The sequence below is a fragment of the Streptomyces sp. NPDC047085 genome (assembly GCF_040643735.1).
GTDB lineage: Bacteria > Actinomycetota > Actinomycetes > Streptomycetales > Streptomycetaceae > Streptomyces.
Map to the genome: position 1 here is coordinate 858,370 of NZ_JBEYUW010000003.1, position 19,520 is coordinate 877,889.

The 19,520-nt window shown below is 64.5% G+C and carries 17 protein-coding genes, 1 tRNA gene and 2 pseudogenes; 13 read left to right on the forward strand and 7 right to left on the reverse strand.

Annotated features, from left to right (window positions below; genetic code table 11):
- The first annotated feature begins 10 nt into the window (after positions 1 to 10).
- Positions 11 to 1,087 (forward strand): zinc-dependent alcohol dehydrogenase family protein, encoded by a 1,077-nt coding sequence (locus ABZ865_RS14950; protein ID WP_361229323.1) that lies wholly within the window; start codon positions 11 to 13, stop codon positions 1,085 to 1,087.
- Positions 1,088 to 1,519: 432 nt separating this feature from the next.
- On the opposite strand, the gene ABZ865_RS14955 is transcribed toward ABZ865_RS14950, so the two are convergent.
- Positions 1,520 to 2,026 (reverse strand): hypothetical protein, encoded by a 507-nt coding sequence (locus tag ABZ865_RS14955; protein ID WP_361229326.1) that lies wholly within the window; start codon positions 2,024 to 2,026, stop codon positions 1,520 to 1,522.
- A 187-nt stretch (positions 2,027 to 2,213) separates the two neighbouring features.
- Here ABZ865_RS14955 and ABZ865_RS14960 point away from each other — a divergent pair, with 187 nt between their 5' ends.
- Positions 2,214 to 3,896 carry an Eco57I restriction-modification methylase domain-containing protein gene (locus ABZ865_RS14960; RefSeq protein ID WP_361229329.1) on the forward strand — a complete coding sequence of 561 codons (1,683 nt, stop codon included), beginning with the start codon at positions 2,214 to 2,216 and terminating at the stop codon, positions 3,894 to 3,896.
- A 10-nt stretch (positions 3,897 to 3,906) separates the two neighbouring features.
- Positions 3,907 to 4,650, forward strand: coding sequence for a PaeR7I family type II restriction endonuclease (locus ABZ865_RS14965; RefSeq protein WP_361229332.1), 744 nt, complete (start codon positions 3,907 to 3,909; stop codon positions 4,648 to 4,650).
- 663 nt (positions 4,651 to 5,313) lie between these two features.
- Here ABZ865_RS14965 and ABZ865_RS14970 read toward each other — a convergent pair.
- Positions 5,314 to 6,171 carry a hypothetical protein gene (locus ABZ865_RS14970; RefSeq protein WP_361229335.1) on the reverse strand — a complete coding sequence of 286 codons (858 nt, stop codon included), beginning with the start codon at positions 6,169 to 6,171 and terminating at the stop codon, positions 5,314 to 5,316.
- A 573-nt stretch (positions 6,172 to 6,744) separates the two neighbouring features.
- On the opposite strand from ABZ865_RS14970, the pseudogene ABZ865_RS14975 reads away from it, so the two are divergent.
- The 4 genes and pseudogenes from ABZ865_RS14975 to ABZ865_RS14990 all read left to right on the forward strand — a co-directional run.
- Positions 6,745 to 6,867 (forward strand): annotated as a pseudogene (locus ABZ865_RS14975) (AAA family ATPase); the annotation flags it as partial.
- Between the two features lie 87 nt (positions 6,868 to 6,954).
- On the forward strand, positions 6,955 to 8,763 hold the full coding sequence (locus ABZ865_RS14980; RefSeq protein WP_361229742.1) for an AAA family ATPase: 1,809 nt from the start codon (positions 6,955 to 6,957) through the stop codon (positions 8,761 to 8,763).
- 520 nt (positions 8,764 to 9,283) lie between these two features.
- Entirely contained in the window at positions 9,284 to 10,111 is an 828-nt protein-coding gene (locus ABZ865_RS14985; protein WP_361229338.1) for an MBL fold metallo-hydrolase, read from the forward strand.
- A 290-nt stretch (positions 10,112 to 10,401) separates the two neighbouring features.
- On the forward strand, positions 10,402 to 11,400 hold the full coding sequence (locus ABZ865_RS14990) for a transcriptional regulator (RefSeq protein WP_361229341.1): 999 nt from the start codon (positions 10,402 to 10,404) through the stop codon (positions 11,398 to 11,400).
- A gap of 10 nt (positions 11,401 to 11,410) precedes the next feature.
- Here the strand turns inward: ABZ865_RS14990 and ABZ865_RS14995 are convergent.
- Positions 11,411 to 11,731: pseudogene (locus ABZ865_RS14995) on the reverse strand (replication initiator); the annotation flags it as partial.
- A gap of 278 nt (positions 11,732 to 12,009) precedes the next feature.
- On the opposite strand from ABZ865_RS14995, the gene ABZ865_RS15000 reads away from it, so the two are divergent.
- Complete coding sequence (locus ABZ865_RS15000) at positions 12,010 to 12,186, forward strand: hypothetical protein (protein ID WP_356318074.1); 177 nt, start codon at positions 12,010 to 12,012, stop codon at positions 12,184 to 12,186.
- A gap of 497 nt (positions 12,187 to 12,683) precedes the next feature.
- On the opposite strand, the gene ABZ865_RS15005 is transcribed toward ABZ865_RS15000, so the two are convergent.
- The gene (locus ABZ865_RS15005) at positions 12,684 to 12,875 is read right to left on the reverse strand and encodes a hypothetical protein (protein WP_067045490.1); all 192 of its coding nucleotides are present in this window, start codon (positions 12,873 to 12,875) and stop codon (positions 12,684 to 12,686) included.
- Positions 12,876 to 13,013: 138 nt separating this feature from the next.
- Complete coding sequence (locus ABZ865_RS15010) at positions 13,014 to 13,226, reverse strand: hypothetical protein (RefSeq protein ID WP_361229346.1); 213 nt, start codon at positions 13,224 to 13,226, stop codon at positions 13,014 to 13,016.
- A 281-nt stretch (positions 13,227 to 13,507) separates the two neighbouring features.
- Between ABZ865_RS15010 and ABZ865_RS15015 the strand changes: the two genes are divergently transcribed.
- Positions 13,508 to 13,711: a cold-shock protein gene (locus ABZ865_RS15015; protein ID WP_333777177.1), complete on the forward strand. Its 204-nt coding sequence runs from the start codon at positions 13,508 to 13,510 to the stop codon at positions 13,709 to 13,711.
- Between the two features lie 245 nt (positions 13,712 to 13,956).
- On the opposite strand, the gene ABZ865_RS15020 is transcribed toward ABZ865_RS15015, so the two are convergent.
- On the reverse strand, positions 13,957 to 14,463 hold the full coding sequence (locus ABZ865_RS15020; protein ID WP_351799829.1) for a hypothetical protein: 507 nt from the start codon (positions 14,461 to 14,463) through the stop codon (positions 13,957 to 13,959).
- Between the two features lie 315 nt (positions 14,464 to 14,778).
- Between ABZ865_RS15020 and ABZ865_RS15025 the strand changes: the two genes are divergently transcribed.
- Entirely contained in the window at positions 14,779 to 15,672 is an 894-nt protein-coding gene (locus ABZ865_RS15025; protein ID WP_361229351.1) for a LysR family transcriptional regulator, read from the forward strand.
- Between the two features lie 255 nt (positions 15,673 to 15,927).
- On the opposite strand, the gene ABZ865_RS15030 is transcribed toward ABZ865_RS15025, so the two are convergent.
- A tRNA-Arg gene (locus ABZ865_RS15030) sits at positions 15,928 to 15,999 on the reverse strand.
- A 167-nt stretch (positions 16,000 to 16,166) separates the two neighbouring features.
- Between ABZ865_RS15030 and ABZ865_RS15035 the strand changes: the two genes are divergently transcribed.
- The 3 genes from ABZ865_RS15035 (at position 16,167) to lysA (ending at position 19,353) form a co-directional block, all read left to right on the forward strand.
- Positions 16,167 to 16,703: a response regulator gene (locus ABZ865_RS15035; RefSeq protein WP_361229354.1), complete on the forward strand. Its 537-nt coding sequence runs from the start codon at positions 16,167 to 16,169 to the stop codon at positions 16,701 to 16,703.
- A 128-nt stretch (positions 16,704 to 16,831) separates the two neighbouring features.
- Positions 16,832 to 17,890 carry an ArgS-related anticodon-binding protein NrtL gene (gene nrtL, locus ABZ865_RS15040; RefSeq protein ID WP_361229358.1) on the forward strand — a complete coding sequence of 353 codons (1,059 nt, stop codon included), beginning with the start codon at positions 16,832 to 16,834 and terminating at the stop codon, positions 17,888 to 17,890.
- Positions 17,891 to 17,961: 71 nt separating this feature from the next.
- Positions 17,962 to 19,353, forward strand: a complete 1,392-nt coding sequence (lysA, locus tag ABZ865_RS15045) for a diaminopimelate decarboxylase (RefSeq protein WP_361229361.1) — start codon at positions 17,962 to 17,964, stop codon at positions 19,351 to 19,353.
- Positions 19,354 to 19,520 lie beyond the last annotated feature (167 nt).

The following is a 19,520-nucleotide window of genomic DNA, read 5'->3' on the forward strand; positions in this document are numbered from 1 at the left end:
GAGAGATCTCATGTCCGTACCACAAACCATGCGCGCACTCGTAGCCGGAAAGGTCGGCGAGCCGGCCGATGTCCTGCGGCTGGAATCCCGGCCCGTTCCCACGCCAAAAGCCGGTCAGGCATTGATCCGTGTGACGGCGACTCCGGTTCACGCCAGCGATCTCCACGTGCTGCGCGGCCGTTACGGCTTCTCTCCCGAGTTTCCCGCTGTCGGGGGAAACATGGAATGCGTGGGCCGTATCGAGGCCCTGGGCCCGGATACCGAGGGCCTGAAGATCGGCGAGCGCGTGGTGTGCGTTGCCATTCCGGCAGTACCCGGTCCACCCGTAGCCGGCACCTGGCAGGAATACCTTGTTGCCGATACCCGAAGGCTCCTGCCGATCCCCGATCATCTGAGCGACTCCGACGCCTGCCAACTCGCAGTCAACCCCTTGACCGCCCTGCTCCTGGTGACCCGCGAACTCAACGCACAGCCGGGCGAATGGCTGTTGCAGACGGCGGCGGGCTCCACCGTCGGTCGGCTCGTCATCCAGCTGTCCAGGCATCTGGGTATTCGCACGATCAATGTGGTGCGGCGACGCGATGCCGTTGAGGAGATCAAGGCGCTTGGTGGCGACGAGGTCATTTGCACCGAGGACGAGGACCTGTTGCAGCGTGTGGCTGAGATCGCAGGACCGGCCGGCGTGCACAAGGCCATCGACTGCGTCGCGGGCCACGTGGGCGCGCAAGTATCCCAGGCACTGGCTCCGGGAGGAGAACTCGTGGTCTACGGCGCGCTCTCCACCCATCGTCAGACCGACCCGGCAGCGCTGACGATCCCGTTGCAGGCACGCTCGGTGATCTACGAGACCAAAGCAGTCCGCGGCTTCTGGCTGAACCGCTGGTTCGGCACCGCCTCACCCGCGGATGCGCTGGACGCGCTGTCCGAAGTCCGCACCCTCGTCGCTGACGACGTGCTGACCATCCCCCTGGGCCAGCCCTTCCCCCTCGACCATTTCACCGAAGCCATCTCCCTCGCCGAAACCCCCGCCCGCGGCGCCAAGCCACTCTTCGTCTTCGACGACGTTCGGCACAGCGACAACAGCTAGGACCCGGCGTCTGGACAGCGGCAGCCTGCCGCCGCACGACCTGCCGACTCTGCGCCGACCGTCACCGCCCTCCCCGAGGCCCTTTAAACCGGCGAACGCCATCCCGGAGGATGCGTCGCGAGCGCTGCGATCCAACAAGAGAGGGCGGGAGTCAGTGAGACTGACTCCCGCCCTCTTCTGTCGGCATCCGCCCTGGTCAGCGCTTGAAGTCCGCTGATTCCTCGGCGAGTGCCCCCGGCAGGATTCGAACCTGCGCACACGGCTCCGGAGGCCCCTTCACCTGCAAGATAATGTGCAGGTCAGAGGTGCTTTGCGCTCAGGCTGCCGGGAATCTGTCCACAGACGGTCCAGTGACGAGGAATCGCCCTTCTCCGGGCCCCAGCCCAGAAGATGGGGCCCTCTGGCGATCCGCCGGCGGGGGTGCCGCGTCTATCAAGAGGTTCGTAGGCGGGCGTGAAGGGTTTGCCGGGAAATGCCTGTCATGCGGGCGAGAGCCGCAATGTTGATCTCGACGCCCTCCGACTCGATCAGGTTGACCATGCGGACGATCTCCTTTATAGCCCCGTCTCGCACGGCGTTGCCAAACGCCCAAGAGCACGCCTTGCCCTGGATGATTTCGAGGCGCCCCTCGGCGAGCGGACTACGTTCGGCGTGCGTTAGTACCTGCTCAGCGGGGTTCTTGTCGAAGCGGTCGAGCAGTTTGTGTGCATCGTCAAGATCGAGAGAGAGCAGTTCCAGCTTCCCGCCGCCGAACTCCCACCGGCCGATGAGGCGTTCATACAGCTCGGCCTTGCGCGTTGCATGCTCCGCCATCTCACGGGATCGCTCTGCTTCCGCGGCCCGGCCGAGCTTGTCGGCCTTTGCAGCGTCACGGTAGTGCTCGCCCGCCCGGATGCGCTGGTGTTCAGCTTCCTGCCGAAGGTGATCGTCATCCCACATAGAGGTATGTAAAGGGGTTGACGCATGAAGTGTCAAGGTCTCTACACGGGCAAGAGGAGCGAGGGCGCGTCGCAGCGGCGGCTGGAGCTCCTTGGTGTAGTCCGCGACCCTTGTGACATCGCTTCTTGGGTCCCGTCAACGGTCACCTTGAGACCAACGAGGGGTCCCGGGGCTATAGGGTCGCGGGGTGGAAGTTCAGAGTCTCTTCGAAGTCGACACCAGTGACCTGCCGCTGCCCACTTCGCTGCAGGTGGCTGTGCAGCATGGAGAGGTGTTCACTCGGCGCTGGATCGTAGAGACGATCTTGGATCTGGTCGGTTACACGGATGATCTAGATCTTGCCGACATGCGGATAGTGGAACCTGCCTGCGGACAGGGTGCGTTTCTCATCCCCATCGCGGCACGCTTGAGTGCATCCTGCCGGAGCAGGGGACGTTCTCTGCTCGATGCCAGTGACGCGATTCTGGCGTTCGACCTCCTCGAACGGAATATCCAGCAGAGTAGGGCCGCCCTCACCGACCAGCTTCTTGGAGATGGATGGAGTGCCCAGGACGTCGAGAGGGTCGTCCACTCGTGGGTTACGCAGGGGGACTTCCTCCTTCAGGAGTTGAGCCCCGGAACCGCGGATTTTGTAGTGGGCAACCCGCCCTACATCCGGCTGGAGGACGTACCTGACGAGCGTATGAGGGCCTATCGACAGGCGTGCTCCTCCATGCAGGGCCGGGCTGACATCTACATCGGTTTCTACGACGCCGGCCTGCGGAAGCTGAGGCAGGGCGGGAAGCTTGGCTTCATTTGCGCGGATCGCTGGATGAGGAACCAGTATGGTCGTGCCCTGCGCCAGCTTGTGACCCGTGGGTACAGCATGGATCTCGTCCTCACCATGCATGACGTTGATGCTTTCGAAGAGCAAGTCTCGGCATACCCCGCCATCACTGTTATCAGTCGTGGCGCTCAGGGCACAGCCGTTGCGGCAGATGCGACGGGTGCCTTCGACGCTGAGGCGGCGAGCCGCTTCGGTGAGTGGGCCACGGAGTCGAGCGAACACCTCATCAAGGCGTCGAGTTACCACGCTGCTCGCCTTCCACACTGGTTTCCGGGGGAGGACTCATGGCCGGCTGCGTCTCCCGCCCGACTGGCCATGCTGGAAGACCTGAGCGATCGTTTTCGCCTTCTGGAAGACGAGACCACCGGAACCCGCGTCGGAATTGGTGTTGCGACTGGAGCCGACAAGGTGTTCATCACCCGCGATCCGGATACGACGGAGACCGACCGTCTGCTACCTCTGGCTATGGTCAGGGACACGACAAGCGGGAAGCTCGACTGGGGCGGCACTTACCTGGTGGACCCGTGGGATGCGCAGGGCCAACTCGTGGACCTGAACGCGTACCCCAAGCTGGCCGCGTACTTCGACCAGCACCGTGCTGCGTTGGCTAAGCGATACATCGCCGTGAAGCAGCCTGCCCGCTGGTACAAGACCATCGACAAGGTGGATCACAGGCTCACACGGCGGCCTAAGCTCCTGCTCCCAGACATGAAGTCGACCATCCACCCGGTGCTGGATGAAGGCGGGCTGTACCCTCACCACAACCTGTACTACATCGTGTCGGACGCGTGGGACATGCGCGTCCTCGGCGGTCTACTGCTCTCGAAGGTCGCCGAGGCGTTCGTGGAAGCGTACGCAGTCAAGATGCGTGGTGGGACGCTCCGCTTCCAGGCGCAGTACCTTCGCAAGATTAGAGTGCCTGATCCTGCAGAAATGCGGGAGGAAGATCGTGTCGCGCTGGCCAGGGCCTTCGAGATGCGAGACGTTCGTGCCGCGACGGAGGCTGCGCTGCGCGCCTACGGGCTCGACGAACTTCCTGACTAGGGGATACGCCTTGACGGTTAGGCGCCAGGATTTCGAAGATGCAGTCGCCGAGTATTGGGGGGCCAAGGAGAGCCAACGAGAGCTTTCCGCTATCAAGGATGTGGTGGGCGCCGGCACTTCGGGCGCTGTGCGCGGAGGCAAACACTTCGACGGCATAGCAGCACTTCTCGCCAAGTTCTTCCTTGAGGCTGGCTATGCGCCAGAAGACATCAGGGTTACCAAGAAGCAAGGGCTAGAACTTCCCGGGTACTATCGGCCGCAAAAGCAGTGGGATGTCGTGGTGGCCCACGACAACACTCTCGTCGCCGCGTTTGAACTCAAGGCTCTCGGCGGTCCATCGTTCGGAAACAATTACAACAATCGAGTCGAAGAAGCCTTGGGTAGTGCAGTGGATCTGCGTCGCGCTGCACTCGCGGAACTCTTTCCGGGCGAGAAGCCCTGGCTTGGATACTTTTTCATAATGGAAGACCATCCGAAATCACGTGTCCCGGTTGGGACAAGGGATGGCGTCTTCCCAGTCGAGAGTGTCTGGGCCGGAAAGTCCTATCAGGATCGGTTTGCGGTTTTCTGCGAGCGGCTGATGGCAGAGGGCTTGTACGACTCTATTTGTTACATCACTTCGTCACCAGCTAATCCTGAGCCGATGGAGCCGGCGGTGCACCTTGACTGGCGCCACTTTGCCGCAGCCATCAATGCTCGCATCAAATACTTGGCAGATCTTGGCTTGCCTTACGAGCGCACACTGCCCTTCTGAAACTCGGAGTTGTTGACCAAGCTGGCCGCTCACCACGCGCAGCCCATTCGCCGGGGCAGACAGGCTCGTTAAGCTTGAGGGCGTGTCTGCCCCGCGCTTCCTCCAGTTTGCCGAGGACGCCGAACATGGATGGGGTTGTGGGGGCGCCGGAACGTTCTACTTCACGATTCCGCTCAAGGCACTCGCGACCGGCGACTGCAGCCAGGTAATGGCACAAGTTCTCTGCTGTTCACCACACAGCAGGGGACCATTACCGGAGAGCACATCGCCGTCGGCGCGATCTCTCGGGAGAGATAGAGGTCAAAGGCGCCGGGGGCGCTTTTCCTGGCGTCCCGGCGGGATTCGAACCTGCGAAACCCGCTTTAGGAGTTCATTCTCGGCTACATGCGCGCTGCCGCGTTGCTACTCCAAAGGCTCAAGGCAGTCCTTCTGCTACCGCCAAGGTCCCCATGCGTACGGCTCTGTTGCCGTCATCTACTGCCGTCGGGATCCGCCAGCTGCGATCGACTGGACCCGCATGATCCGGTGTGGTCACTTCTGGAGCCCTGTCAGCCACGCCTCAGGCGGTGGTTGACTAGCCGTAACCGGCCAAGAGATCGGCTTCGCCTTGGGCACGCGGGGCGTTGGCGCCCAGGGGCGTCTAGCCCGCACCGATTTAACCACTTAGCCATGCAGTTCGATCTTGGCAGCACGGACGAAGCGTGTTTCTGCCTCACTGAATTGGTCAGCGGCATCGAGGTGTGACCTGCTAGCTGTTGGAGGACGAGACTGCCAGCTCTCCAGCAGGGCTTCGAACTCCTCGTCGTCCAGAGCATCAGGTGACAGCGTGCTCCGGGCCGCCTGACAGGACCGCACCGCCGCTCGGGTTTCAGGAGTATCCGGCATACCCAGCTCATCGGGTCCTGAGGAGTTAGTAGAGCGGAGACGGCCCAAGGCGGCCAGCGCCTGCATGAGTTCCACGGCAGGAGCTCTCACGCTCTGCGATTGATCATTCATTATTCGACCGAGTTTGCCCCACGCTCTCTCGTAAATGGCCTGCCTGCCGAAGTGATAGGCCATCGTCTCAGCTGCGTCAGTCATCCCCGCAGCAGGGCCGGCTACGTCATCAGGACCTTCCAATTCGATGATCGTTTGAGTCGCTTTAAGGGTCGTGAGAGCGTCGTCAATAGCGTCCTTTCCGGCTCTGATCCTCTCCGCTGATAGATCTCCCCCGTTGTCCATGACGAATCGCTCGCCCAGCTCCTTTACGCGATTCGCTGCAAGGAGGAATGAGGCGTACGCCTCCCGTTGGATGCCACGGCGCCAGTGCAGGCGAGCAGCGTTCGCCTCGGCGCGAACAGCATCCAACGCTGCACGGTATGCGGACCTTGCTTGAGCCAGTCCGGCCTCGTGGGTGGCCTCCGCCGTGCGCAAGGCGGCCTTCATCTGCCATCGGCCGATGAGCACGCTGGCGGGAATCCCGATGAGCGCTACTGCGGCTGCGGACACCGCACCTATCCCCTGAAGGTCCATGTCGGTCATGGTGCCGCAACCGTAGGGCCTCGTTGCACGATGGGTCGGGGGAGTCCCATTGATCGTGGCAAAACGGCAGAGCCCGCGGTCAGTAGCCGAAGAACTGGTTTCAATGGGTGCCCAAGTCGACGGATGCTGCACAGCGTTGGCCTGACCTGCGCTGACATGCGCGCCATCTGTCGTCGCCTGTCGACGTTGGTCACTGCTGGATGGTCCAGAGACGGCCCAGCACTGGGAGCGGTGTGTGCGGGCGCTTAGAAGATGTGGGCGCCCCGGGGTGACAGGGTCCGGCGGTACTCTGCTGCTCCCGTGCCGGGCCGCCCAACGCCGCTGACGTCCGTTGTCGTTGCCGTCAACGTTGCCGTCACTGCCGTCTGTAGCTTGGCGGAGAAGAAGCGACCGGGCAGCCCGTGACGCTGGCACAACTACCTCTTGCAGTGTTCGCATGCTGCGCCGTCGTCGGTGTATGCAGTGACGCGACAGGAGGACTTATCGAACATTCCGGGATGTTTCTGGAATCGTCACACCCACAGGTCGCCCTTGGTCTATAACTGCTAATCCGAACATCGACGGGGAGCGACAATGAGACTTCACTCCGTAATCCTCGAAAATTATCGACGCTTCCGGGAGGAATGCTCACTCATTATCGACGACCCCATCGTCGCCCTCGTTGGACCGAATGAGGCAGGAAAGTCGAGCATCCTGAATGCGATCGCTAGAGGAGTTGATAGAAACTCATTTAAGGCAGGCGACGTATCTCAGGGCGCGGAATACAGGGGTCCCATTGTAACCTTGAAGTTTCTTCTCGAAGAAGATGACTTGGCGGTCATTTCGCAGATTCCGCACTCGGAGACCCCCAAGTGGCTCCTCATTAGACATGGAGTCGAGCGTCGAAACCTCGCCCTATCGCCGATGCCTGGGCGCGACCCCGAAGAAAACAGGAAGGTGAGGAAGCTAATCCAGGATGCGCTTTCGAATGGGCGAACCTTTAAGCAAGATGAAGCGAAAATCGTATCTCCCTTGAGTTCTCAAGACCCTCTCCATAAGGTTCTTGTGCGTCTCGTTCGAGACCTTGAAAGCTTCGAATCTCTTAAAAGGGGCACGCTCGGTTCGGCAAAGATGGAGTCTATTGACTCTGCCTTGCGACATTTGGGTATAGTAGTACATGGGAACGCTGAGGCTTTCACTGGTGAACTTGGTGTCGACGTTCCGGATGAGGAGATTCGCGAATTTTCCCGGATGGAGCGAGGGCGTTATGCCGTAGCGCCGATGAAGGAGCTTGGGCGGGAGCTTGCAGCTCTCAAGGCTTCACTCAGCGCGAATCCGCCGGCGAGCGTGATCGTGAGCGCGCTTATGGCAAGAGTTCCAAGGATCGTTAAGTTCACCGAAGAGGATAGGAGCCTTCCTGGTTCCTTCGATCTCAATTTCGAAGATATGCCGAGGGGGCTGACTAGCCTCTTGAGGCTCGCACGTCTGGACAGCACGGTATTGCGGGAGGCCGTACTGGCCGACCAGCATCTCAAAGTAGCTGAACTGGTCGACAAAGCGAATCAGGCGCTGAAGCAGGCGTTTCAGGCGTGGCGCCAAGATTCCGTATGGCCGAGCTTGTATATTTCGAACCACAAACTGCATATCCTGGTGCGTGCGGAACATGGCACGTCGTACACTGATTTGCACGACCGGAGTGACGGTTTCCGCCAGTTCATTGCGCTGGTTGCCTGCGTGAGTTCGGCGCGATACTTCGAAAAGGGCAATGAAAGCGGCGATGTAATCGTCGTGATCGACGAAGCGGAAAACCACCTTCATTACGACGCCCAGGCAGATCTGATTGACGTCTTCAGTAAGCAGCAAATCGTGAAGCAGATCATCTATTCTACTCACTCTGCAGGGTGCCTACCGGAAGATATCGGCACTGGTGTGCGCGTTGTTCACCCTATCCCGGGCACGTCGAAGAGTGTAATTAGAAACTGGTTTTGGAGCGAGGGTGCGGGGTTTTCTCCGCTGCTGATCTCCATGGGTGCAGCATCACTGGCATTTGCGTCCGTGCGACGAGTCGTGCTGACGGAGGGCCCTAGTGACATGTTGCTGATGCCCTCTTTGCTGCGAGAGGCGACAAGTCGCAAGTCGCTCGGTTATCAAATCGCCCCCGGACTTTCAGAGGTTTCTCCAAAAATGGCGGAGGAGTTGGATCTGGAAGCTGCACGCAGTTGTTTTTTGGTTGATGGAGATGTGGGTGGTGTTGCGCTTTCTCGAAAATTGCAAGATAGCGGGGTGCCTGTTGGACGCGTACTTTCTCTGGGAGGTGAGAAGTCGGGACTCACACTAGAAGACCTGATCGACGAGGTCGTATATAGAGATTGCGTTAACGAGCTCCTTGATGGAGGAAGCGAAGAAAAGCTTCCTGAGTCCTTTGAATTTCCGGCGGCGGCGAGACATTCGGCGGTCAAGGAGTGGTGCGAAGAGCGTTCAATCCCAGTCCCTAGTAAGCGGCTAGTTGCGCAAGTCGTCGCGAGGAGGGCACGGAAAGGCAATATCTTGTCACGGGCGCACATTTCCACCTTGCAGGATCTGCACCTGTCCATCGAGAGGCTGCTGAGATGACATGAGCCGACCGCCCCAGCCACGACGTACCCCTTCTCTGACGTCAGGCGGCTGACTGCTGTGCGCGTGGCACGGACGCCGGCCGGGCTGGAGCGGGACGTAGGCAGGAGCGCAGGCCCGGCCGGGGGCCGGGCCGCGCGCGGGGAGCGGAGCGAGCCGCCTTGAACCCGTAGAGAAAGTTGTAACTCAGGGCTCGTCGTGATGCTTGTCTTGTCTCGGTTGATGCTTGACGTTGTGGCTTCACCCGATGCTTGACACCGCTTGCCTCGGCTTGGCTATGCGCGCGTCTGATCGGCGCGTGCAGGGGAGTCCGGACCTGGTGGCGGCATCAGCGCGTGACAACGGGGGTTTGCGGAACGGACCGTTGTGAGAGGACACACGAAATCCTGAGCTAGCACTCCTACCTCTGGGGGCCGAGGATGCTTGTATGAAGCTGCCGATCGGTCGACCGAGTCTGCGGCCCTACCTGCCTTACCAGCAGCGCGCTGCAGCGCACCGTGAGGGGCTGACCGCTCACTTCTTGGGCACCAGTTCAGTGCTGCTGTCGGACGGCGAGACCTCGGTACTCAGCGACGGGTTCGTCACCCGCCCGGGGATGCTGCGAGTGGGCATGGGCAAGATCGCCCCGAACCGCGCGCTGGTCCGTGCGGCCATCGAGCGGCTGCGGGCAAACGACCTCGCCGCTGTGGTGTGCGCGCATTCCCACTACGACCACGCCCTCGACGCACCGGTGTGGGCGCTGGAGACCGGCGCCGAACTGGTCGGGTCGGAGTCCACCGCCAACATCGGGCGAGGCCTGAGGGTCCCCGAGTCGTCCTTGCGGGTGGTTGGCGACGGCGACACCGCCACCTACGGCAGCTTCACGCTGACCTTCCTGGATTCCGTGCACAGCCCGGGCGACCACTACCCAGGCACCGTCGACGAGCCCTTGGTCCCGCCGGCCCGGGCCGGTGCCTGGAAGACCGGCACTGCCTACTCCGTGCTCGTTACCCACCCCCACGGCCGCGTGCTCTTGCATGCCAGCGCCAACTACCGGCCCGGCGCGCTGCGCGGTCACCGCGCCGACGTCATCTATCTGGGCGTCGGCATGCTGGGCAAACAGCCCGCCGAGTTCCTTCACACCTACTGGGACGAGGTCGTGGTCGCGACCGGGGCCAGGCGGGTCGTCTTGGTGCACTGGGACGATTTCTTCTTCGGTCTGGACCGGCCGCTGCGTCCCATGCCCTATCTGCTCGACGACCTCGGCACCACCATGAGCCGACTGCTGCCCCTGGCCCGCCGTGACGGTGTCGACGTCGTCCTGCCCGTCTCCTGGCAACCCAGTGCTCCTCTCACCGGTCTTGCGTGAACTCGGCCATGTAGCCCCTGGAATCGGCGTAGCACGTCGAATGCCTGGTCAGCGGCGCGAGACGAGCCACTGCGAACCGCTGAGCATCAACTGACACGCATCCGCAGAGGTACAACTGAACCTAGACATCTGTTGCGTGGGGCGTGAAGTCGTATGCGCAAGCTGGCAGTTCGGTGCCCTGTCGGTGAGCGAGCGGCACGAAGAGTACTGGGCGAATCGTCCAGGTAATACGGGTGCTGGCCTGGGTGACTGACACGGTGCAGGGCTCGGCGCGCAGGAGAGCTGCGTAGGTGGCCGAAGGTGAGCCGCCCGGGGCGAGTCGGCTGCGGATGGTGCTGAGCGCTGCGCACTCACTGAAGGCTGTCCTTGGGCAGCAGAACGCTTCCCCTGACATCCCGGCACTGCGTTCTGAGGTGGACCGTGCCTGGTCGCTTACCCACCAGGGCAACTACGCCGACCTGGCCGAGTTGCTCGAAGGGCTGGTCCCTCAGCTGGAGTCGGCCACCCGTTCGGTTCCAGAGGTGGAGCGTCCCGAGCTGTTCCGGCTGCTGGCGGTCATGTACCACACGTGTAGCGGCGCGCTCGCGAACATGGGGGAGCCCGAGGCGGCCTGGATCGCCGTCGACCGTGCCGTGGTCGCTGCCGAGCGGGCCAATGATCCGCTCCTGATGGCGGCCGGCGAGTTCAGGTTGTCGCTCGTCTTTCTCGGTGCCCGCCATTTCGAGCAGGCGGCCCAGGTGTCCGGAAGTGCGGCTGATGCGCTGGGGCCTCTGGCGGAGTCCGGGCAGATCGAGGCGGTGGCGCTGCGAGGTGCGCTGACCCTCCAGCGGGCGGTGGCTGCCGCTCGGCTGAACCTGGCCGATGAGGCCTACGGGTATCTCGGCGAGGCTCGCGAGATGGCCGAACGGGTCGGTGATGGACGCAACGACTACAACACCGAGTTCGGACCGACCAACGTCGGCTTGCACGAGGTGGCTGTCGCGGTCGACCTCGGGGATGCCGGAGTCGCTCTGCGAGCTGCCCAGGGCGTGGATGAAACGGGACTGTCTGCCGAACGGCAGACGCGGTTTCAGATCGATGTCGCCAGGGCCTATGCCCAGCGCCGGCAGGTCGCTGACGCGGTGTCGGCCCTGCTGAGGGCGCGTCAGCTATCGCCCGAGATGGTGCGGGCCCTGCCGATGGTGAAGCAGCTTGCGGCGGACCTGTTGACCATGGCCCAGCCGCCCTCTGAGGAACTTCGCACCCTGGCGGCGGAGTTGGGCGTACACGAAGTACGGACTGGTACCTGAAGTACTAGACGTGATCGCGGAACGCGCGCTGGGTGAGGCCGGCGCGCTTGGCGACCTCCCGTCGGAGGTAAATCGAGAAGCGTCGCCAGAGAGTACCGGCGTGGGCGTTCCAGAGAACGGCCGCTTCGTAGTCGTACCTGTCCGGATCGAGCGGAGTGCCCAGCGCGGGATCCTGCTCGTCGTGGCGAATGCGGCACCGGCAGTTCCGACCGCCAGAGGGACGGTTGTGGACCGGCCCGAAGCTCGGGGCGGTGAAGGTGGCGAAAACGCGTGGATGGCTCGCCACGTGTTCGGCGACCTCGCCAGCGCCCTGTTTGTGGCCTGGAGCCACGCCTTAGTACGGCCGCTTTGCTGTGACCGTCAGCAATAGATGGCCAGTCGTGGTGAGAACGCCGCAGGTGAGCGGACGATTGTCAGCTACGGTTGGCCATTTTGAGCAGTGCGAGCTGGCAAACGTGGACCGCTTTACCTCGTTCGGCCCACAGCGGTCGCTGCGGCGGATGAGTCACGGTGTCATGACACTGCGCCCCGCGCTCAGAGCGGATGCGCGGCGGGCCTCGCGCTTCAGACGGGCGAACCCGTGCAAGTCGGCTTTGGAAGGTGGAGACAGTGACGCAGTTCAACAAGGGCGATCGTGTGGAGTACAAGGGGCAGGACAACCAGAAGCACACCGGAGAGATCCGGCGTATCCAGGGTGAGTCGCCCCAGGCGAGGTACACCGTCCGCGACGAGAAGACCAAAGCGGAAGAGCAGGTCGAGGAGCGGAAGATCGAGCGGTCGCTGTAACCACAGCAGCGTGATGAGTCGCCCCCTGCGAGGGTGGGCGACTCATCGGCGTGAGGTACTACCTGTCCGGCAGCCGACGCCGGCGGTCGCCGCTCGGCACGGCCTTGCGCTCATCCATCGGCGCCTCCACACCCGTTACGAGATGAGACTCGCCGGCTGCCGCGCTGGGTGTAGGAGCACCTGGCCGCCCCGTGTCAGAGGCCTCGTCCGTTTCCGGGCTTCACCTGCGCCGATGCCCCAAGATCCCGTCCACAGCTCGTCCACGGACCCCGACATAGGGCCGCTTCGGACGGCATGCGGCTGCACAAACGCGAAGACCCCGGCCTCAGCGTTTCCGCTGGTGACGGGGTCTTTGGGCACCTCATAGTGGGTGCCCCCGGCAGGATTCGAACCCTCCTTCACGACCAGGCCGCGGCCGATCTGCACGGCCCAGAAACCCACGCAGGCACCACCCGTTCACCTTCGGGTAGGTGCCTGCCGCGCGCTGCTGTCGAGACTCAGGCCTTGTTGACCTTGGCCGCGCGTCCCGGTCCTTGGATCTGGAACGAGACGGTGTCCCCGGGATGGATCTCGTCGGGGTCGATCACGAGGTCGTCTACCGTGAAGTACAGCACGGGACCACCTTGGTCGTTCTTGATGCTTCCCTCGCCCGGGTCCGCGTTCCACTCATGGATCTTGCCTTGGTCCATGGCTGTGTCTCCTTGGCTTGATGGGGGGCGAGCTCCGGTCGCATGCCGGGCTCGCTCCCAGCGAACGCGAACCCGCGTGCGTCAGCGACCGCTGTGCGTCGAACAGGTGACGACGGCCGCCGGCCCACCGACGGGCGTTCAGCGCTCCCATACCTCCGGGCCGCCACCGTGCCACTCGATCAGCGGCGAGTTCACCAGGTCCACCACGTCCAACCCCTCCAGGCCGGCACGCTCCAGGAACCCGCTCAGGTCATGCAGGCTGTATGCGGTTCCCAGCGTCTCGCTGCCGACGTGGACGCGACGGCCGCCACCCTCTTCGGGCGGGGACACGATCACGCGACGCTCAGCCATAGCCTCAGCCTCGCCCAACGGCAGGTGAGGCGCATTCGGGGGACGGCTGTCAGTGGTGGCGGTTGCCCCACAGGGGTCGCGTTGTCGTCGTGGTGTCTTGTGGCCGAGCTACACCAGCCGGTGTAGCGTCGTAATCAGCAGTCGTGGTTCCGAAGTCCCGTTCGCCCGTGATCGCATCGCGGGCGTTTTTGCTGTTCAACGCCTCTCCGGACCAGGGCGATCACCTCCGGGACCCGCACGGTGCGGGACCCGATACGAGTCCCCTCGAAGGAGACAAGCACATGGCCAAGGGCACTGTGAAGTGGTTCAACGCGGAAAAGGGCTTCGGCTTCATCGAGCAGGAGGGTGGCGGCCCCGACGTCTTCGCCCACTACTCGAACATCGCCGCCCAGGGCTTCCGTGAGCTGCAGGAGGGCCAGAAGGTCGAGTTCGACGTTACGCAGGGCCAGAAGGGCCCGCAGGCGGAGAACATCCGCCCCCTGTAACGCCACACGCAAGAGAGGCCCCAGCTGGTGGGTACATCCCGGCTGGGGCTACTCGTTCCCGTCCGCCGGTTGCGCCTGCCGGGGCCGCCCTACCTGTCAGCCCTCGCTCGGGACGATGAAGCCCCTCGCTGGCCTGGGCTCTTCCGGGTCACGCGAGTCCGGCTGCTGCGTGCGCTTCCACGCAGCCACCAGATCCGCGTGCCGCGGGTCGATCCACTCGGGCATGCGGCCTCGGCCGTCGCAAGTCAGTGGGACTGCGACGGGGGCCACTGACCGCGGGACAGGTCGTGGTCGAGCAGTCGGTCGCTGACATCGCCCTTGTAGAAGAGGTCCGAGCCGAACTCGTCACCGAAGTGCTCCGCCAGCAAGGACGAGAACAGCAGTGCGGCTGACTGTGGCCGGTGATTCATGACCAGCTGACTGGTCTCGCCCGCCTCGTTGAAGTACACGACGACGAAGTTGTAAATCTCGATTCCACCCGGACGGTAGGTCTCGCTGCCGCGGATGGTGGAACGGTAGTCCTCCAGGAAGAGTTCGCCGCGCTTGCCGAAGAAGCGGAAGTCCTGGAAAGCGTAGTTGCTTCGAGCGAAGCTCAGCAGCTTCCCTACCTTTTCCTTGCCGATCACTTCACCGTTGGCGAAATTGCCCTGGAGGATGACGTCGTCGGCGAGATTGTCGAGCCACTCTGGGTAGTAGTCCAGGTGCGGCGCCTGGTTGTTCAGCCTGCCGGTGGGCTCGTTCGGTGTGGTCATGGCAGTCGTCTCCTCGTTCCTGGATTTGATTCGGCGTGTTCCCCTCGTCCGAGCAAGAAATTCTCGTTCGAATCAGGGAGATGAAGATGTCGTCGGGGGATATCGAGCGTCTCCGGCGACCAGCCTGTTGATCGTGTCGGTCACCTTGAGCTTGTCCTCCGGTTTCGATATGCCCGCCAGCAAGCATTCCTGCTTCGAGTAGTTCCTCCGATGAAAAGAATCGTTGACCGTAACGATCGCTGTCCAACGAAAGTCAGAGACTGCACTTATCTCATTGAGAGATAAGTAGGGGGCTCTCTGAGGGATACTGGGAGGGTGGAACTGCGCCAGCTCGAGCACTTCGTCGCCGTCGCCGAGGAAGCGAACTTCACCCGTGCCGCCGCACGGCTGCACGTCGTCCAGTCCGCAGTCTCCACCACGATCAAGAACCTCGAGCGAGAACTCGGCACGCCGCTGCTGGAACGCACCACCAAACGCGTGCTGCTCACCGATGCCGGTGCTGCCCTGCTCCCGCGCGCCCATGCCGCTCTCGACGCCGCCCGGGAAGCCGCAGACGCGGTGGCCGAGGTCCGCGGAGGACTGCGCGGCACCCTGCGGTTGGGCACGATGACCACAGTGGGGCTCATCGACTTTCCTGCGCTCCTCAGTGAATTCCACCGGCGCCATCCCGGTGTGCTCCTGCAGACCAGCGCCGCCGCCTCCGGCTCCCAGGGCCTGATCGACGCCCTCCTCGAACGGCGGCTCGACCTCGCCTTCGTCTCCCTGCCCGGCCCGCACCCGACGGGCATCACGCTGACCGACCTCGTCACCTCGGTGCTCGACCTCGTCGTGCCGGCCGCCCATCCGCTCGCGAAACGTCGCACCGTGCCGATCACCGAACTAGCCGGCCTGGGCTTCGTCGACTTCCCCGTGAGCTATGGCATCCGGACCGTTGCCGATCAGGCCTTCGCTGCAGCCTCCGTGACCCGTCGCGTCGCCCTCGAGATCACCGACGTCCCCACCGGCGTGGCCTACGTCCGCAGCGGCCTGGGCGTGGCGCTATTGCCACGGCCTGCCCTCGTCAAAGCGGAGGACGTCGCCACGCTGACCATCGACGACGCCGACCTGGACTGGCCGTTTTCCCTGGCCGTTCCGTCCGAGCGCACGCCAAGTCGTGCGGCACGTGCCCTGATCGCGATAACGCACGAGTTCCTCATCTGGCGAGGATGAGCATCGCCTCGGAGTGGTCAGACCGGGTTTTGTAGTCGCGCATGGTTGACCTTGTGGACTATCCGGATGTCTTGCGAGCGCATAGGGATGGGGAAAGCGCTGAGGGCTAGTCGGCGTTGGACCAAGATCCCGTCCACAGCTCGTCCACGGACCCCGACATAGGGCCGCTTCCGGCGGCATAGCGCTGCACAAACGCGAAGACCCCGGCCTCAGCGTTCTCGCTGGTGACGGGGTCTTTGGGCACCTCATACTGGGTGCCCCCGGCAGGATTCGAACCTGCGCACACGGCTCCGGAGGCCGTTGCTCTATCCCCTGAGCTACGGGGGCGTGTCGGGCGCTGAGCTGCTTGCTTGCGGCGACGTGTAGAACCCTAGCAGGTCTTGCGGGGTGATCAGGAACGGGTTTCGCGGGGCCGTCGCGTCGGGCGTTCCCTGGAGGGGTTGGAAGTGGGGAAAACCCGGACGCGGTGGCCGGTCCGGACCTACTCTCGAGTTGTGCCAGGCGCGTCGGGCCGGGTGCTTGTTGTGGACGACAACAAGGTCATCCGGCAGCTGATCAGGGTCAACCTTGAGCTGGAAGGGCTCGAGGTCGTGACCGCGGCCGATGGTGCCGAGTGTCTGGATGTGGTTCATCAGGTGCGGCCCGATGTGGTGACCCTCGATGTCGTGATGCCCCGGCTCGACGGGCTGCGCACCGCCGCTCGGCTCCGTGCCGATCCCCGTACGCGTGATCTTCCCCTCGCGATCATCAGTGCCTGTACGCAGTACGAGGTGGACACCGGCCTCGACGTCGGCGTCGACGCCTTCCTCGCCAAGCCCTTCGAGCCCGCCGAACTCGTTCGTCTGGTCAAGAGTCTGATGCAGCGCCGGGGCGATCTCGGCGTCGAAGGCGGACCGGAAGAGGGTGGGGAAGGCGGGGACGGTGGGGGAGATGGAGACGTGAGTGACGATGGTGAGGGGGAGGGTGGCAGTAAGGGTGATGGTGGTGGGGTGATCGGTGGGGTTGCGGGTGGGGTTTCGTTCGGGGCCTAGGCCTGGCCTAGGCCGTCGGGTAGCGGGGTGTGTCTGGTTGCGGCCCTGTTTCCGTCTGCGAGCGCAACACCTCGCCTCTGCGTAAACCGCCTCGCATACCCACCCCCCTCCTCCCCTACGCTTGTCCCGTGACCCCCGTCGAGCTCTCCCGCACCGTGCTGCACGCGGTGCGTCGTGCCGTGGACGGTGGGGAGCTGCGCGTGAGCGTCCCGGAGCGGGTTCTCGTGACCGAGCCGGGGCCCGGGGGGTGTGGGGACTTCGCGACCAACGTCGCCCTGCAGCTCGCGCGGCCGGCCGGGCAGCCGCCGCGTCGCGTCGCCGAGATTCTGCGGCCGCATCTCGTGGAAGCTGAGGGAATCCAGGACGTCGTCGTGACCGGCCCGGGGTTCCTCAACATCAGCCTCGGCGAGAACGAGCGGGGCGACCTCGCGGCGGCAGTCGTACGGGAGATCCGTGAGCGTGGTGCCGGGTACGGGCACAGTGACGCGCTCGCCGGGCAGGTCGTCGTGCTGCGCGTTCCGTACGAGGTGCGCGCCGAGGTCGTCGCCGACGCCGTGGCGCGGATCGTGGCCACTCAGGGCGGGCGCGTCGAGATCGAGCACGGCGAGCCCGTCAATCTGCGGCCCGTTCCGGCGCCGGAGGACCCCGCGCCGCTCGGCGCCGACGCCGCCCAGTGGGCCCTGCTCCACCCCGCCTCGCACGACCGGCCCCGGATCACCGCCGACCATCTCGTGCAGCGGGAGAGCAATCCGCTGTTCCGGGTGCGGTACGCCCACGCCCGTACCCGGGCCCTCACTCGCAACGCCGCCCGCCTCGGCTTCGCCGCCGAACCCGGCGCCCTGGGCCTGGACCAAGACCTCAGCGACGTTGCCCGGAGTGGTGGCGAGCACGTCGGCCTTCCACACCTCAGCCCCGGCGCCCCCCACGCCACCCCCCTCCTCACCCCCCTCACCGACCACCCCCGCATCCTCACCGCGGCCGCCACCCACCGTGCCCCGGATCGGCTTGCCCGGCATCTCGTCACCGTCGCCGATGCCGTGCTGCCGTTGCTGCCCTTCGTGCTGCCGTGCGGCGAGGAGAAACCCTCGGCCGCCCACCGGGCCCGGCTGGCTCTTGCCGAAGCCGCCGGGACGGTGCTGGCCGGTGGCCTGTCCCTGCTCGGCATCGACGCACCCGAACACCTCTGAGGGCCGGAGGACGCATCCATGTGCCAATCCGTGAGCCCCGGAGAGAGACAGAGAGTCTGAGAGTCATCGTCATGAGCCGTTCCGCGCATCCCGCCGGGCCCCGCCACGCCGACGTCCTTCCCGACGGGCACTACTCGGCCCCGCCGGCCGACCTCAACGCCCTCGATCCCAAGGTGTGGGCCCAGACCGTCGTACGGGACGACGAAGGTGTGCTCACCGTCGGCGGGATTCCCACGACCCGGCTCGCCGAGGAGTTCGGCACGCCCGCCTACATCCTCGACGAGGCCGACTTCCGGGCCCGGGCACGCGCCTGGCGCAATGCCTTCGGGGCCGACGCCGACGTCTTCTACGCCGGGAAGGCCTTCCTGTCGCGTGCCGTCGTGCGCTGGCTGTACGAGGAGGGGTTGAACCTCGACGTGTGCACCGGCGGGGAGCTGGCCACGGCCCTGTCCGCCGGCATGCCCGCCGAGCGCATCGCCTTCCACGGCAACAACAAGTCCGTCCAGGAGATCGAGCGGGCCGTAGAGGCCGGTGTCGGGCGGATCGTCCTCGATTCGTTCCAGGAGATCGTGCGGGTCGCGCACATCGCGCAGGCGCTCGGCAAGCGGCAGAAGGTGCAGATCCGGATCACGGTCGGGGTCGAGGCCCATACGCACGAGTTCATCGCGACCGCCCACGAGGACCAGAAGTTCGGCATTCCGCTGGCCGGCGGGCAGGCCGCGGAGGCCGTACGGCGGGCGCTGCAGCTGGACGGCATCGAGCTGATCGGGATCCACTCCCACATCGGGTCGCAGATCTTCGACATGTCCGGCTTCGAGGTCGCCGCGCACCGGGTCGTCGGGCTGCTGAAGGAGATCCGGGACGAGCACGGGGTCGAGCTGCCCGAGATCGACCTCGGCGGCGGTCTCGGGATCGCGTACACGAGCGACGACGACCCCCGCGAGCCGCACGAGATCGCGAAGGCGCTCACCGAGATCGTCACGCGTGAGTGCGAGGCCGCCCGGCTGCGGACTCCGCGGATCTCCGTCGAGCCGGGGCGCGCCATCGTCGGGCCCACCGCGTTCACCGTGTACGAGGTCGGCACCATCAAGCCGCTGGACGGGCTACGCACGTACGTCTCCGTCGACGGCGGCATGTCCGACAACATCCGCACCGCGCTGTACGACGCCGAGTACAGCGTCGCCCTGGTGTCGCGGACCTCCAGCGCCGAGCCCATGCTCGCCCGTGTCGTCGGCAAGCACTGCGAGAGCGGGGACATCGTGGTCAAGGACGCGTTCCTGCCCGCGGACCTGGCGCCGGGCGACCTCATCGCCGTACCCGCCACGGGCGCCTACTGCCGTTCCATGGCCAGCAACTACAACCACGTGCTCCGGCCGCCGGTCATCGCGGTGAAGGACGGCAAGGCCAAGGTGATCGTCCGGCGCGAGACGGAGGAGGACCTCCTGCGTCTCGACGTCGGCTGAGGCGACTGACCGGGCCGAGGCGACTGACTTGGCCGAGCCGCCGACTTGGCTGAGCCGGCTGGCTTGGCCGAGCCGGCCGACCTGGCTGACCTGGCCGAGCCGGCCGCGTCGGCTGAAAAACGTCGGTTCCCGTCAGGCGATGCCTGGCCGGGAACCGGGCGGCCGGA

Excerpts from the sequence above, each read along its gene's own strand:
- ABZ865_RS15020 (WP_351799829.1), bottom strand. The coding sequence starts at position 14,463 with ATGACCACACCGAACGAGCCCACCGGCAGGCTGAACAACCAGGCGCCG.
- ABZ865_RS14955 (WP_361229326.1), bottom strand. The coding sequence starts at position 2,026 with ATGTGGGATGACGATCACCTTCGGCAGGAAGCTGAACACCAGCGCATC.
- ABZ865_RS15015 (WP_333777177.1), top strand. The coding sequence starts at position 13,508 with ATGGCCAAGGGCACTGTGAAGTGGTTCAACGCGGAAAAGGGCTTCGGC.
- ABZ865_RS15010 (WP_361229346.1), bottom strand. The coding sequence starts at position 13,226 with ATGGCTGAGCGTCGCGTGATCGTGTCCCCGCCCGAAGAGGGTGGCGGC.
- ABZ865_RS15005 (WP_067045490.1), bottom strand. The coding sequence starts at position 12,875 with ATGGACCAAGGCAAGATCCATGAGTGGAACGCGGACCCGGGCGAGGGA.
- ABZ865_RS14950 (WP_361229323.1), top strand. The coding sequence starts at position 11 with ATGTCCGTACCACAAACCATGCGCGCACTCGTAGCCGGAAAGGTCGGC.
- lysA (WP_361229361.1), top strand. The coding sequence starts at position 17,962 with ATGAGCCGTTCCGCGCATCCCGCCGGGCCCCGCCACGCCGACGTCCTT.
- ABZ865_RS14970 (WP_361229335.1), bottom strand. The coding sequence starts at position 6,171 with ATGACCGACATGGACCTTCAGGGGATAGGTGCGGTGTCCGCAGCCGCA.